The sequence below is a fragment of the Streptococcus sp. HMSC061D10 genome, from assembly GCF_001808865.1.
GTDB lineage: Bacteria > Bacillota > Bacilli > Lactobacillales > Streptococcaceae > Streptococcus.
In genome coordinates, this window is sequence record NZ_KV795020.1 from 294,665 (window position 1) to 307,713 (window position 13,049).

General features: G+C 40.7%; 16 protein-coding genes. 5 read left to right on the forward strand and 11 right to left on the reverse strand.

The genetic code is table 11. The features are described 5' to 3' along the window. The first annotated feature begins 67 nt into the window (after nt 1–67). The 5 genes from HMPREF2728_RS08035 (at nt 68) to nusB (ending at nt 3,635) form a co-directional block, all read left to right on the forward strand. Nucleotides 68–1,024 carry a zinc-ribbon domain-containing transport protein gene (locus HMPREF2728_RS08035; RefSeq protein WP_075227591.1) on the forward strand — a complete coding sequence of 319 codons (957 nt, stop codon included), beginning with the start codon at nt 68–70 and terminating at the stop codon, nt 1,022–1,024. Nucleotides 1,025–1,033: 9 nt separating this feature from the next. Continuing rightward, complete coding sequence (locus HMPREF2728_RS08040) at nt 1,034–2,161, forward strand: SPFH domain-containing protein (protein ID WP_075227592.1); 1,128 nt, start codon at nt 1,034–1,036, stop codon at nt 2,159–2,161. A gap of 80 nt (nt 2,162–2,241) precedes the next feature. After that, nucleotides 2,242–2,802, forward strand: coding sequence for an elongation factor P (gene efp / locus HMPREF2728_RS08045; RefSeq protein WP_000568646.1), 561 nt, complete (start codon nt 2,242–2,244; stop codon nt 2,800–2,802). Between the two features lie 28 nt (nt 2,803–2,830). Next, the gene (locus tag HMPREF2728_RS08050) at nt 2,831–3,220 is read left to right on the forward strand and encodes an Asp23/Gls24 family envelope stress response protein (protein WP_049503061.1); all 390 of its coding nucleotides are present in this window, start codon (nt 2,831–2,833) and stop codon (nt 3,218–3,220) included. Continuing rightward, nucleotides 3,213–3,635 (forward strand): transcription antitermination factor NusB, encoded by a 423-nt coding sequence (nusB, locus tag HMPREF2728_RS08055; RefSeq protein ID WP_049503062.1) that lies wholly within the window; start codon nt 3,213–3,215, stop codon nt 3,633–3,635. Before HMPREF2728_RS08050 ends, nusB begins: the two co-directional genes overlap by 8 nt. A 54-nt stretch (nt 3,636–3,689) precedes the next feature. On the opposite strand, the gene HMPREF2728_RS08060 is transcribed toward nusB, so the two are convergent. The 11 genes from HMPREF2728_RS08060 to HMPREF2728_RS08110 all read right to left on the reverse strand — a co-directional run bounded on the left by HMPREF2728_RS08060 (nt 3,690) and on the right by HMPREF2728_RS08110 (nt 13,037). Next, nucleotides 3,690–4,415, reverse strand: coding sequence for a CPBP family intramembrane glutamic endopeptidase (locus tag HMPREF2728_RS08060; protein ID WP_075227593.1), 726 nt, complete (start codon nt 4,413–4,415; stop codon nt 3,690–3,692). A 269-nt stretch (nt 4,416–4,684) separates the two neighbouring features. After that, nucleotides 4,685–5,452 carry an acetyl-CoA carboxylase carboxyl transferase subunit alpha gene (locus tag HMPREF2728_RS08065; RefSeq protein WP_075227594.1) on the reverse strand — a complete coding sequence of 256 codons (768 nt, stop codon included), beginning with the start codon at nt 5,450–5,452 and terminating at the stop codon, nt 4,685–4,687. Next, nucleotides 5,452–6,315 carry an acetyl-CoA carboxylase, carboxyltransferase subunit beta gene (gene accD, locus HMPREF2728_RS08070; RefSeq protein ID WP_075227595.1) on the reverse strand — a complete coding sequence of 288 codons (864 nt, stop codon included), beginning with the start codon at nt 6,313–6,315 and terminating at the stop codon, nt 5,452–5,454. The genes HMPREF2728_RS08065 and accD overlap by 1 nt, the downstream gene beginning before the upstream one ends. 185 nt (nt 6,316–6,500) lie before the next feature. Further along, nucleotides 6,501–7,868 carry an acetyl-CoA carboxylase biotin carboxylase subunit gene (accC, locus tag HMPREF2728_RS08075; RefSeq protein WP_075227596.1) on the reverse strand — a complete coding sequence of 456 codons (1,368 nt, stop codon included), beginning with the start codon at nt 7,866–7,868 and terminating at the stop codon, nt 6,501–6,503. 11 nt (nt 7,869–7,879) lie between these two features. Then, a complete protein-coding gene (fabZ, locus tag HMPREF2728_RS08080; RefSeq protein WP_000565515.1) occupies nt 7,880–8,302 on the reverse strand; it encodes a 3-hydroxyacyl-ACP dehydratase FabZ in 423 nt (140 codons plus the stop codon). Further along, entirely contained in the window at nt 8,299–8,781 is a 483-nt protein-coding gene (gene accB, locus HMPREF2728_RS08085) for an acetyl-CoA carboxylase biotin carboxyl carrier protein (protein WP_075227597.1), read from the reverse strand. Before accB ends, fabZ begins: the two co-directional genes overlap by 4 nt. Before the next feature lie 2 nt (nt 8,782–8,783). Continuing rightward, entirely contained in the window at nt 8,784–10,019 is a 1,236-nt protein-coding gene (fabF, locus tag HMPREF2728_RS08090; RefSeq protein ID WP_075227598.1) for a beta-ketoacyl-ACP synthase II, read from the reverse strand. Between the two features lie 22 nt (nt 10,020–10,041). Then, nucleotides 10,042–10,776, reverse strand: coding sequence for a 3-oxoacyl-[acyl-carrier-protein] reductase (gene fabG, locus HMPREF2728_RS08095; RefSeq protein WP_075227599.1), 735 nt, complete (start codon nt 10,774–10,776; stop codon nt 10,042–10,044). A gap of 32 nt (nt 10,777–10,808) precedes the next feature. Then, nucleotides 10,809–11,729, reverse strand: a complete 921-nt coding sequence (fabD, locus tag HMPREF2728_RS08100; protein ID WP_075227600.1) for an ACP S-malonyltransferase — start codon at nt 11,727–11,729, stop codon at nt 10,809–10,811. Continuing rightward, nucleotides 11,722–12,696, reverse strand: coding sequence for an enoyl-[acyl-carrier-protein] reductase FabK (gene fabK, locus HMPREF2728_RS08105; RefSeq protein ID WP_075227601.1), 975 nt, complete (start codon nt 12,694–12,696; stop codon nt 11,722–11,724). Before fabK ends, fabD begins: the two co-directional genes overlap by 8 nt. Before the next feature lie 116 nt (nt 12,697–12,812). Continuing rightward, entirely contained in the window at nt 12,813–13,037 is a 225-nt protein-coding gene (locus tag HMPREF2728_RS08110) for an acyl carrier protein (protein ID WP_000257840.1), read from the reverse strand. Nucleotides 13,038–13,049 lie beyond the last annotated feature (12 nt).

The window sequence follows — 13,049 nt, forward strand, 5'->3', positions numbered from 1 at the left end:
TCACAAGTTGATGACATCAGTCATTGCTTGATGCCTTGCACTTTGTACTCACATAGTTAGGAGACATATGAAAAAGTTATATACTCTTCTCGCCACTTGTTTATTGTTGTTCTTCTTCACGCCATTTAACTCAATTGATGCTGGCGTTGGCCATTCGCGAAGTGGTAGCTCTAGCCGAAGTAGTTCAAGAAGTAGCAGCCGCAGTAGCTCAAGTCGTAGCTCTTCTTATAGAAGTAGCAATCGCTCTGGAAGCAGCTCCTCTAGTTCAGGTGGCTCTTTAGGTACTGGTATGAACATGCTTATCATGTTTGGTGTCGGAGGATTCTTACTCTACATGTTCATCAAATATCTAAACGACCTGAATTCATCTTCTGGCAAGTCTTACGGTAGTTCAACTGGATATAATCCACCTAGCCATCGCCGAGTAGAACACAACACACTAGCTGTTAGTCGTATCAAATATGGTGATCCAAACTTTGATGCTGATGCCTTCGCTTCATGGGTTAAAGAAGTCTATATTCAGTTACAGGCAGCCTGGACTAAAAAGGATTGGAATTTGGTTCGCTCTCTCGAAAGTACTAGTCTCTATTCCCAACATAGTACTCAACTCGAAGATCATATTCGGGCAAAAACAACCAATGTTTTAGAAAAAGTCTATGTTGAAAATATCCGCATCAAAGATTTCTATGAAAATCCTGATGGTAACGATACCCTTGTTGTTATCTTGTCATCTACACTCAGAGACTATGTCATTGAAGACCAAAGCAAACGTGTCATCGAAGGTGATCCTCAAGAGGACTTGTTTACAGTCTATCAAATGAACTTCATCCGCAAACATGGTAGCCAAACAGAAAACAATGTTCAAGATGAAGCTGTTAGCGACCACTGTCCAAACTGTGGTGCACCATTGAAAATCTCAGCTATCAGTAAATGTGACTACTGCGGAGCTGAGCTCACACGTAGTCCAAACCAATGGGTACTCGATACCTACGATGTTGTGGATGAAGACGAACTTTATAATTAGGAGGAAATTATGGGATTTATTCGTGCCGCCCTATCTTCAGGGCTTAATAGTTTCAACGATAGCAAATTTAAAGAAGCGATCGTACTTCCAAATAACCTAACAGCAGATGCTTTGGCCATTAAAGGGCAACTTCTTTCAAAAGATCCAGACGGCAAATCTAGACAAAGCAATCAAAACACTGGACTACTAACAGATGGTAGTGTCGTTATTGTTCCTCAAGGCTATGTCGCTATTCTAGTGAACAACGGTACCTTCCTTGGAGATGTCTTAGAAGCTGGTAGCCACGAATGGCGTTCAGGAGATAATGCCTGGCTCCTTGAAAAAGGTGGTATAAAGGGTACTTGGGAAAACTTCAAAAACCGCTTCTCTTTTGGTGGTCAAGTCATTACCCAACAAGAAATCATCTTTATTCGTATGCAACCCGTTTCCGGAAATAAATTCGGTACACAAAATGCTGTAGAATACTTCAGTGAACGTTATCAACAACTGCTCAACATCCGTTTCTATGGCTTATTTGATATCAAAGTTGCTGATCCAGTCCTATTCTATGTTAGCTCCATCAGTCAACAAATTGAAGACCATAAAGCCTTTACATTACAAAATGTAGCTCAAGGAACACTCCGACAAAATATCGCACCAAAGATTGCCATTGCAATTGCTAAATTTACCAATGAAAACAAGGTAGATATCTATAGCCTTAATGCCAATCAAGATACTTTCAATGAACTAGCTAAACAAGAAGTTAACAAGGTATGGGCTGGACTTTATGGGATTGAAACAACCAACATCCTGCTTGAAGATTTGAGCTATGATCAAGAAAGCTTAGATATTGTCCGTAAGCTTGATAGCGAGCTTGTCGCTATGAAGTACAATACGATTGAGATTGAAGAACGTCGTGCTCGTAATGAAGCTCTCATCGCTGCTGCTAACAATGAAGGCAATGGCAATGGTATGAACATGATTATGGGAATGAACCTAGGACAAACACTTGGTGGTCAACTCAACCAACAAGCCCAAACTCAAGCCCCTGTTCAAAATAACGGGCAAGCTGCAAGCAAGAACTTTTACATCGAGGTAGACGGTAAGTATGTTCTCGTAACCAAAGATGAAGAAGGAAATATCGTACCAGTCAACTAATTCAAGCTCATCTGATATTTGAGAATTATTGCATTTTATGGTACAATAAAGAGTAAACTATTTATTAAAGAGGTAAAATCATGATTGAAGCAAGTAAACTAAAGGCTGGTATGACTTTTGAAACAGCTGAAGGAAAATTGATCCGTGTTTTGGAAGCTAGCCACCACAAACCAGGTAAAGGAAACACTATCATGCGTATGAAATTGCGTGATGTCCGCACTGGTTCAACTTTTGAAACAAGCTACCGCCCAGAAGAAAAATTTGAGCAAGCGATCATCGAAACAGTTCCAGCTCAATACTTGTACAAAATGGACGACACAGCTTACTTCATGAACACAGAAACTTATGACCAATACGAAATTCCTGTTGTGAATGTTGAAAACGAATTGCTTTACATCCTTGAAAACTCAGATGTAAAAATCCAATTCTACGGAACTGAAGTAATCGGTGTAACTGTACCAACTACTGTTGAATTGACAGTTGCTGAAACACAACCATCTATCAAAGGTGCTACTGTTACAGGTTCTGGTAAACCAGCAACAATGGAAACTGGTCTTGTCGTAAACGTTCCAGACTTCATCGAAGCAGGTCAAAAATTGATCATCAACACTGCAGAAGGAACTTACGTTTCTCGCGCCTAATCTCTAGAAACTAGAAAGAGGTCATTCTATGGGAATTGAAGAACAACTTGGCGAAATCGTCATCGCCCCACGTGTACTTGAAAAAATCATTGCTATTGCAACTGCGAAAGTTGAAGGCGTACACTCTTTTTCAAACAAATCAGTATCTGACACCCTTTCAAAACTTTCTCTTGGTCGTGGCGTATATCTAAAAGAAGCAAACGATGAGCTCACAGCTGATATCTACCTCTACCTAGAGTACGGTGTCAAAGTTCCTAAGGTTGCTATGGCTATCCAGAAAGCTGTTAAGGATGCTGTCCGTAACATGGCTGATGTTGAAATCTCTGCTGTCAACATTCACGTTGCAGGTATCGTTCCAGATAAAACACCAAAACCAGAATTGAAAGACTTATTCGACGAGGACTTCCTCAATGACTAGTCCATTATTAGAATCTAGACGTGAACTACGTAAGTGTGCTTTCCAAGCCTTGATGAGTCTTGAATTTGGTTCAGATCTAGAAACTGCTTGTCGCTTCGCCTACACACATGATCGCGAAGATACAGACGTACAACTTCCTAACTTCCTTGTAGAGCTCGTTTCTGGTGTCCAAGCTAAAAAGGATGATCTGGACAAACAAATCACACAACATTTGAAAACTGGTTGGACCATCGATCGTCTGACTTTGGTAGAAAAGAATTTACTACGCCTAGGAGTTTTTGAAATCACTTCATTTGATACTCCTCAACTCGTAGCTGTTAACGAAGCTATTGAACTTGCTAAGAGCTTTTCAGATCAAAAGTCAGCCCGTTTCATCAATGGACTCCTTAGTCAATTTGTGACAGAAGAAGATTAAATAATATAGAGAAAGTGTTTGACAGTTATCAAACACTTTTTTCTTTGCCTTCCACTATCTAAAAAAGTGGTAATAGACATAATTATAAACAAAAATCCAGATAGGTTTTGCATAAGTGAGAAAGTTGAAAAAACTATGGCACAGGATTGTGATTTTTAGATTCTTTGTCCAACGGTAGACAAGGGCATAGAATAGACCGCCTAAACTATAAATGATCAAACTGATAGGATCTCGGTGAGTTAGGATCAAATGACTAAGTCCAAAGATAAGAGCAGATAGGATAACATCCAGATAGTACTTGGACTGGGGGAAAAAGGTATTCATAAAATACCCTCTATCAACCAGTTCCTCCAATATAGGTCCGACGACAACTGTTAAACTAAAACTGAGAACAGTTGATAGAAAAGTTGGTTGCCCATTGGAGTATAGAATCGAAAGAAGGTCTTGAAAGATATACTTGTTATCAATTAAGTGATGAAACTGTAACTGAAAAGCATCCACCAATTGACGATCAAAATAAGTAGCCACTAGACCAACTACAAGGTAAAAGAATCTTGACTTCTTAGAACCCTTTTTTTCAAAAATATAGAGCATCTCTTTCTTTTTGAGCCAGTAGATAAATAATAGCAAAAGAGCTATTACTTCAACTGTTGAAAAGATAGAATAGCCATCTATCCCCCATCCTAAAAACTTAGTTAGATACATAATCCCTAACTCTGGTAGATAAACCGATAAGAATACCAGTAAGATAAAGACTCCCAAATGCCCTAGTTTTTTCATACTCACTCCTAAAAAATTACCTTGATGGAGGAAAAAAATAATACCCCCTTATTCAGTTTATCAGTTACATACTAACCAAACACAGCATAAAATCTATAAAAACTTAGTCTATTCTCTGTAGCACTTATAGATGATCATTCCTTATTATATAATATACATCTTTTTTTATGACTCTCAGTTCCATTTCCTCAACTGTCAATTTTTAATCCTGAAATGAATTTTTGAGAGAAAGCAAAAAGCTAGAACCTTTTTTAGTTCTAGCTGTCTTTTTAATATTTTCTAAAGCGTTGATAACGCTCTTCCAAAAGTTTCTCCGACGATAATTGTTTTAATTGTTCAATTTCTGTTTGAAGTTCATTTTTTACACGAGCTAGCAGCTCTTTGGCAGAGAGGCCTCTCTCTGAAATAACCTTATCTACGACTTCCATCTCCAAAAGTTCATGTGAAGTGATTTTCATCAACTCAGCTGCTTCCATGGCACGCGTACCATCTTTCCACAAGATAGAAGCAAAGCCTTCAGGACTAAGAACTGCATAGATAGAGTTTTCTAGCATCCAAACACGGTCAGCCACTGCTAGAGCTAGAGCTCCACCAGAGCCACCTTCTCCTATAATAATGGCGATAATGGGCACCTTAAGATCGCTCATCTCCATGAGGTTACGAGCAATAGCTTCACCTTGACCACGCTCCTCTGCTCCGACACCAGGATAGGCACCAGCCGTGTTGATAAAGGTTACAACAGGACGACCAAACTTTTCTGCTTGCTTCATCAAACGAAGGGCTTTTCGGTAACCTTCAGGATGAGGTTGACCAAAGTTACGGTTAAGATTATCTTGTAAACTTTTACCTTTTTGGATTCCAACAACAGTCACTGCTTGGTCTCCCAACCAACCGATACCACCAATAATAGCACCATCATCACGGAAGGAGCGATCCCCATGCAACTCAATAAAATCATCAAAAATTCCTGTTGCGAAGTCCAAGGCTGTTACGCGAGTTTGTTCACGAGCTTCTCTAACGATTTTCGCAATATTCATCAACTCTCCCTCCTGTGTAGTCTTACTAATCGAGCAATCGTATCTGGCAATTCTCGCCGTTTAATAATTGCATCTACAAAACCATGTTCCAGTAAAAATTCTGCTTTCTGGAAGTCTTCTGGTAGGTCTTCTCTTACTGTATTTTCAATCACACGGCGTCCAGCAAAACCTACCAAACTTTGGGGTTCTGCCAAGATGATATCCCCTTCCATAGCGAAGGAAGCTGTTACTCCTCCAGTCGTCGGGTCTACAAGGATTGTCAGATAAAAGAGACCTGCATTGGAATGACGTTTGACTGCTGCAGAGATTTTGGCCATCTGCATCAAGCTCATGATTCCTTCCTGCATGCGTGCTCCGCCAGAAGCTGTAAACAATACGACAGGTAATTTTTCAGCGGTCGCATATTCGAACAAGCGAGTGATTTTCTCACCAACAACTGTCCCCATTGACGCCATAATAAAGTTAGAATCCATGATGCCAAGGGCAACCTTCTCTCCCTTAATCAAAGCTGTTCCTGTTACAACAGCCTCATCAAGACCTGTCTTTTCACGCATCAAAGTCAATTTTTTACGATAGCCTGGAAAATTCAAAGGATCCTGAGTCTCAATCCCTTTAAACATTTCCAAAAACGTACCCATATCAATGGTTAAAGCTAAACGCTCTTGAGCTGAAATACGGAAGGTATAGCCACAGTGAGGGCATATACGCTCACTCCCCAAGTCCTTTTGGTAAATCGTATATTTGCAACCTGGACATTGGGAGAAGAGCTCATCTGGAACCTCTGGCTTGATCTGAGGTTGATTTACAGTCGAACGATTGGGATTGATTCGAATATATTTATCTTTTTTACTAAATAGAGCCATACATCCCCCTTTTCAGTCTTATACTATTTTTATACTCAATGAAAATCAAAGGGCAAACTAGAAAGCTAGCCGCAGGTTGCTCAAAGCACTGCTTTGAGGTTGTGGATAAGACTGACGAAGTCAGTCACATATATAATCCAAAGCGAAGCTGACGCGGTTTGAAGAGATTTTCGAAGAGTATTACATTATTCTTTTTCTTGATAGTGTGGTAAGAAAGTTTCCATCAAGAATGAAGTATCGTAGTCCCCTGCTATCACTCGACGATCTGAAATCAAATCGAGTTGGAAATCAGCATTGGTGACAACCCCTTCAATTTCGAGTTCATAAAGAGCTCGTTGCATTTTCATGAGAGCATCAAAACGATTTTCGCCATGAACAATAATTTTAGCAATCATACTATCATAGTATGGCGGAATGGTATAACCTGGATAAACTGCAGAGTCAACACGCAAGCCGACACCACCACTCGGTAGATAAAGATTGGTAATCTTACCAGGACTTGGTGCAAAATTAAAGGCTGGGTTTTCTGCGTTGATACGGCATTCAATAGCATGTCCTTTTAGAACAATATCTTCTTGCTTCAAAGTCAATGGTTGACCTGCTGCGATACGGATTTGTTCCTTGACAATATCCACACCAGAAACAAACTCGGTTACTGGGTGTTCCACTTGGACACGCGTATTCATCTCCATAAAGTAGAATTTCCCAGTTGCTTCATCTAGTAGGAATTCGATGGTACCCGCATTTTCATAACCAACAGACTCCGCTGCACGGACTGCTGCAGCACCAATTTCATTACGAAGTGTTTTCCCAATAGCAATCGAAGGACTTTCTTCTAAAACTTTTTGGTTATTCCGCTGAAGCGAACAGTCACGCTCACCTAGGTGAATCACATGTCCCATCTGGTCAGCAAGAATCTGTACCTCAATATGTCGAGCAGGATAAATCACACGCTCTAGGTACATAGCCCCGTTACCAAAGTTTGCTTTAGCTTCACTAGAGGCTGTTTCAAAGGCTGATACAAGGTCTTCTGCCTTTTCAACCTTACGAATCCCTTTACCACCACCTCCAGCTGAAGCTTTCAGCATAACTGGATAACCAATTTTTTCGGCAACAGCCAGAGCCTCTTCTGCAGTATGAACTTCACCATCTGATCCTGGAATGACGGGCACATTAGCCTTAATCATTTGAGCACGGGCGTTAATTTTATCCCCCATGATATCCATGACACGAGCTGATGGTCCGATAAATTTGATACCGACTTCTTCACACATGGTGGCAAATTTGGAATTTTCACTTAAAAAACCAAATCCAGGGTGAATGGCTTCAGCTTCAGTCAAGACCGCAGCTGAAAGGATAGCATTGATGTTCAGATAAGATTCTGTAGCCTTTCCAGGGCCGATACAGATAGCCTCATCAGCCAAAAGCGTGTGGAGAGCTTCCTTGTCAGCAGTTGAATAAACAGCAACTGTGGCAATTCCTAATTCTCGTGCCGCACGAATAATACGAACAGCAATTTCACCACGATTGGCAATTAAAATCTTACGAAACATGGAAAACCTCCCTAGTTTCCAATAGCAAAGGTCAGAGTCCCGCTTGCTGCAAGCTTACCATCCACTTCTGCCTTCGCTTCTACTACGGCGATTGTGCCACGACGTTTGACAAACGTTGCTGTCATGACAAGCTGATCACCAGGAACAACTTGCTTCTTAAATTTGACTTTGTCCATACCAGCATAGAAGACAAGCTTCCCTTTGTTTTCAGGTTTTGATAATTCCAAAACACCTGCTGTTTGTGCCAAAGCTTCCATAATGAGGACTCCTGGCATAACTGGGTATTGAGGAAAATGACCGTTGAAGAAAGGTTCGTTAATCGTTACATTTTTAATAGCAACAATTGTATCTTCACTAACTTCCAAAACACGATCCACTAAGAGCATGGGATAGCGGTGAGGCAAAGCTTCTTTAATTCCTTGAATATCAATCATTTGATACGTACCAAGCCTTTCCCGAACTCAATCATTTCTTCATTAGCAACAAGAACTTCTGTTACGACACCGTCTTTAGGTGCTGGAATTTCGTTCATGACCTTCATGGCTTCGATGATGACCAAGGTTTGACCTTTTTTAACAGTATCTCCGACTGAAACAAAATTAGGTTTGTCTGGTCCCGCAGCCAAGTAAGCAACTCCGACAAGTGGGCTCTCTACTAGATCTCCTTCAGCTACAGATTCAGTAGCGCTTGTTTCTGAAACTACTTCTACAGCTGGTGTTGAAGTTAGAGCTTGAGGTGCTACTGTAGGTGCAGGTGCTGAAACAACTGGTTGAGGTGCTGGACTTGTTTCTGCAACAAGTTTTGCTTCATTCTTGCTGAAGAGTAACTCATCCGTTCCATTTTTATAAGAAAATTCTCTCAAGCTTGACTGGTCAAATTGTGCCATCAAGTCTTTGATTTCATTTAAATTCATCTTTACTTATTCTCCCAACGTTTGAAAGCAAGAACTGCATTATGCCCACCAAATCCAAAAGTGTTTGAGATAGCATAAGGAATTTCACGTTCCACGCCTTGTCCATAAATAACATTTGCTTCAATGTAGTCTGATAATTCTGTTGTTCCGGCTGTCATTGGTACATAGTTGTTACGGATTGCTTCAATTGTTGCAATGGCTTCAACTGCACCTGCTGCACCGAGCAAGTGTCCAGTAAATGACTTGGTTGAAGATACAGGTACTTCCTTACCAAGAACTGCTACGATAGCACCACTCTCCCCTTTTTCATTAGCAGGAGTTGATGTGCCATGAGCATTGACATAGGCTACTTGGTCTGGTGTAATCTCAGCTTCGTCCAAGGCAAGTTTGATAGCTTTAATAGCACCTTGGCCTTCTGGATGTGGTGAAGTCATATGGTAGGCGTCACAAGTGTTCCCGTATCCGACAACTTCAGCTAGGATAATTGCACCGCGTTTTTCAGCATGCTCTAAACTTTCAAGAACCAACATACCTGATCCTTCACCCATGACAAATCCATTACGATCCTTATCAAATGGAATAGAAGTACGAGTTGGGTCTTCTGTTGTTGAAAGAGCTGTTAAGGCTTGGAAACCAGCAATGGCAAATGGAGTAATAGAAGATTCTGAACCACCAACTAGCATGATGTCTTGGAAACCAAATTTGATAGAACGGAAGGCATCCCCGATAGCATCATTTGATGAAGCACAGGCTGTATTGATAGATTTACAAATCCCATTTGCCCCAAAGCGCATAGCAACATTCCCTGCAGCCATATTTGGCAAGGCTTTTGGAAGTGTCAATGGTTTTACACGTTTTGGTCCCTTATCATGTAGTCGAAGCACTTGGTCTTCGATTTCTTTGATACCACCGATACCTGATGCCACAATGACACCAAAGCGGTCTTTATCAAGTGCTTCAAGATCAAGATTTGCATTGTTCACTGCTTCTTGAGCTGCATACAAGGCATACAAAGAATAGTCATCAAAACGGTTGGTATCTTTTTTTACAAAATATTTGTCAAAAGGAAAATCCTGGATTTCTGCCACATTATGAACATCAAAAGCACTATGATCAAACTTAGTGATTTCACCGATTCCAATCTTTCCATTTTTTAGACTGTTCCAAAATTCCTCTGGTGTGTTCCCAATTGGAGATGTTAATCCATAACCTGTTACTACTACTCGATTTAGTTTCATTTTTATACCTCTATTTTAACTCTTATTGCATGGTTAGTCCACCATCAATTGCAAGGACTTGTCCCGTTAGATAATCTTGGCTTGCAAGAAAGGCTGTCACCTCTGCGACTTGCTCAGCTTGGCCAAATTGTTTCATCGGAATTTGTGCCAACATGGCTTCTTTCACCTTATCAGATAGAACTGCAGTCATATCTGATTCAATCATTCCTGGAGCAATGGCATTGACACGCACATTGCGATTGGCAACCTCACGTGCTACCGATTTGGTAAATCCAATCAAACCGGCCTTGGAAGCAGCGTAGTTTGCTTGACCGATATTTCCCATCAAACCAACGACACTAGACATATTGATGATAGCACCTTCGCGAGCTTTTATCATCGGTTTCAAGACTGATTGTGTCATATTGAAGGCACCTGTCAAATTGATTTTTAAAACCTTCTCAAAATCTTCTTCTGTCATCTTAAGCATGAGAGTGTCTTGAGTAATCCCAGCATTATTAACGAGGACATCAACTGAACCCAACTCTTCAATGGCTTGGTCCACCATACGCTTTGCGTCCGCAAAATCAGAAACGTCACCAGAAATAGCAAGGACCTTCACTCCGTATGGTTTAAATTCGGCTAGAAGCTCCTCGGAGATTTCACCACGACTATTCAAGACAACATTGGCTCCCAAGCTGGCAAATTTATGAGCAATGGCAAGACCAATTCCTCGACTTGAGCCTGTAATAAAGACATTTTTCTGTTCTAGTTTCATTTTTCTCCTTTCAGAACTTCTACCAGTTTGGTCTAATTTTCTAAGAGTGCTTGTAAACTTGCTTGATCTTCCACATTAGCAAGTTGAGCTGTTTTATCAATCTTTTTGACGAATCCTGACAAAACTTTACCAGGTCCAATCTCGATAAAACGAGTGACACCCGCTTCTTGCATGACTGCAATACTTTCATAAAAGCGAACGGGTTCCTTAACTTGACGAGTCAGGAGTTCAGCAATTCGTTCTTTTTCCACGATCTTTGCTTCTGTATTGCCAACAAGTGGACAAACAAAATCACTAAACTCAACATCTTCTAGGGTTTGAGCTAATTTTTGACTAGCAGGTTCCAATAAAGCTGTATGAAAAGGACCAGAAACATTTAGAGGAATCAAGCGTTTTGCTCCTGACTCTTGCAAAAGTTCAACTGCACGATCTACCGCCACTACCTCACCACCAATAACAATTTGACTCGGCGTATTGTAGTTAGCTGGAGTTACAACACCAAGTTTAGAGGCTTCTTGACAAGCTTTTTCAATTACTTCAACCGGTGTATTAAGCACAGCTACCATTTTCCCTGATCCTGCTGGTGCTGCTTCTTCCATATAAGACCCACGTTTAGCAACTAGAGCCACTGCATCTTCAAAATCCAGTGCACCACTAGCTACCAGGGCAGAATATTCTCCAAGAGACAAACCTGCCACCATATCAGGCTGATAACCTTTCTCCTTTAGTAGTCGGTAAATAGCAACGGACGTAGCTAAAATAGCTGGTTGCGTGTAACGAGTCTGATTTAGTTTCGTTTCATCGTTGTCAATCAAATCCCGAAGGTCATAACCTAAGACTTGACTCGCTTTGTCGATTGTTTCCTTGACGATAGCATATTGGTCATATAACTCTCGCCCCATCCCTAGGTACTGGGCACCTTGACCTGCAAATAAAAAGGCTGTTTTAGTCATTTCTTGTAACTCCTGCCCAACGAGCAGCTTCTGCTTGAATCTTTTCAGCTGCACCGTAGTAAATATCTTTTAAGATTTCTTCAACTGTTTCTTCTTTCGAAACTAGACCTGCAATCTGACCAGCCATCACTGAACCGCCATCCACATCACCATGGACAACAGCCTTAGCTAGGGCTCCTGCTCCCATTTGTTCAAAGATTTCTAAATCTGGATTTTCTTGTTTGAAGGCGTCTTTTTCAGCTTGCTCGAAATCACGAGTCAATTTGTTTTTAATGGCACGAACTGCGTGTCCAAAATGTTGTGCTGAGATCGTTGTGTCGATATCACGAGCTTTTAAAATTTTAGCTTTATAGTTTGGATGAGCATTTGATTCTTTAGCAACTACAAAACGAGTTCCTACTTGCACAGCCTCTGCACCAAGCATAAATCCAGCTGCAGCTCCCTCACCGTCTGCAATACCACCAGCAGCGATAACAGGAATTGAAACAGCAGCTGCAACTTGACGAACCAAGGTCATGGTCGTTAATTTTCCGATGTGTCCACCAGCTTCCATACCTTCAGCAATAACTGCATCCGCTCCAATTTTTTCCATACGTTTAGCCAAAGCCACGCTAGGTACTACAGGAATAACGGTGATTCCTGCTTCATGGAATCGTTCCATATATTTACTTGGATTCCCTGCACCAGTTGTGACTACCTTAACTCCTTCTTCAATCACAAGGTCCACAATATCATCAACAAATGGAGACAGAAGCATAATGTTGACACCAAAAGGTTTGTCTGTTAATAATTTAATCTTATCAATATTAGCCTTAACCACTTCTTTAGGAGCATTTCCTCCACCAATGATACCGAGACCACCTGCTTTTGAAACAGCTCCAGCAAGGTCACCATCTGCAACCCAGGCCATTCCACCTTGGAAGATAGGATATTTAATATTCAATAATTCTGTAATACGTGTTTTCATAGTGCCTCCATACGTCTTGCTTACGTAATAGTTCGACTACATTATAATTTGACAGTCAAACTATTACCTAAACAAGAGGGAGCGGGTTCCCCCTACTCCTTCTTCTTTTATTTTAATTATTTTGTTTGCTCTTCAACGTAAGCAACCAAGTCACCAACTGTTTTCAAGTTGTCTTCAGCTTCGATTTGGATATCAAAAGCATCTTCAATTTCTGAGATCACTTGGAACAAGTCCAATGAATCTGCATCCAAATCATCAAAAGTAGATTCAAGTGTTACTTCTGATGCATCTTTTCCAAGTTCTTCAACGATAATTTCTTGTACTTTTTCAAATACTGCCATGATAGACTCCTT